General features: G+C 67.5%; 1 protein-coding gene and 1 pseudogene. Both read right to left on the bottom strand.

Translation table 11 applies throughout. The features are described from left to right. A pseudogene (locus GO615_RS27665) lies at window positions 1-182 on the bottom strand (sarcosine oxidase subunit beta); the annotation flags it as partial. Window positions 183-199: 17 nt separating this feature from the next. Next, window positions 200-1312 (bottom strand): L-serine ammonia-lyase (locus GO615_RS27660; RefSeq protein WP_169133050.1); only part of this gene is annotated, 1113 nt, incomplete at its 5' end.

Below are 1312 nucleotides of genomic sequence, written 5' to 3'. Positions count from 1 at the left end.
GCGACGTTGGTGATGCCGTGTTCCTTGGCGAGGTAGTAGGCGGTGGCGAGACCATGGCCGCCGCCGCCGACGATCACGATGTCGTACTTCTTCTTCGGCGTCGGATTGCGCCACGCGCGCTGCCAGTTCTCGTGGTAGGTGAGCGCGTGCTTGACGAGCCCGAATCCCGAGTAATGCTGCATGTCCTATCTCCTCGTCTTCAGCATTCGATGACGTTCACGGCGAGTCCCCCGCGCGACGTCTCCTTGTATTTGTCCTTCATGTCGCGACCGGTGTCGCGCATGGTCTTGATCACCTTGTCGAGCGACACGAAGTGCTTGCCGTCGCCCCTGAGCGCCATGCGCGCGGCGTTGATCGCCTTGATCGAGCCCATCGCGTTGCGCTCGATGCACGGCACCTGCACGAGCCCGCCCACCGGGTCGCAGGTGAGGCCGAGGTTGTGCTCCATGCCGATCTCGGCGGCGTTCTCGACCTGCTCGGGGGTGCCGCCCATGACTTCGGTCAGCGCGCCGGCGGCCATCGAGCACGCGACGCCGACCTCGCCCTGGCAGCCCACTTCGGCGCCCGAGATGGAGGCGTTCTCCTTGAACAGGATGCCGATCGCGGCGGCGGTGGCGAGGAAGCGCACGACGCCGTCCTCGGTCGCGCCGGGGATGAAGCGGTAGTAGTAGTGCAGCACCGCGGGGATGATGCCGGCCGCGCCGTTGGTGGGGGCCGTCACGATGCGCCCGCCCGCGGCGTTCTCTTCGTTCACCGCGAGCGCGTAGAGATTCACCCAGTCCATCGTGGTGAGCGGGTCGCGCAGGCTCGCTTCGGGGGCGTTTGCGAGCTTGCGGTACATCTCGGCCGCGCGGCGCTTGACCTTCATGCCGCCGGGCAGCGTGCCTTCGATCTCGCAGCCGCGGCGCACGCAGGCCTGCATCACCTTCCAGATGTGCAGCAGGCCGTTCCTCGTCTCGGCTTCGCTCCTCCACGCCTTCTCGTTCTCGAGCATCAGCTGGCTGATGGAGAGCTCGTTCACCGCGCACTGGGTGAGGAGCTGGTCGGCGCTGTGGAAGGGGTACGGCAACTCGGTCGCGTCCTCGACGATGCGGTCCGCGCCGGCGGCTTCCTCATTGACGACGAAGCCGCCGCCCACCGAGTAGTACACCTTGCTCGCGAGCTCCGCCTCGCCCTCGCCGTAGGCCGTCAGGCGCATCCCGTTGGGGTGGTAGGGGAGCGTCTGGCGGCGCAGGAAGACGAGGTCGGTCTTCTCGCAGTAGTCCACCGGGTGGAGGCCCAGCAGCGTCAGGCGCTTGCCCTCGCGGATGCG

Source organism: Aromatoleum evansii (assembly GCF_012910805.1).
GTDB lineage: Bacteria > Pseudomonadota > Gammaproteobacteria > Burkholderiales > Rhodocyclaceae > Aromatoleum > Aromatoleum evansii.
Note: the sequence above shows the minus strand (reverse complement) of the source record. Positions and strands in the feature narration are given on the sequence as shown.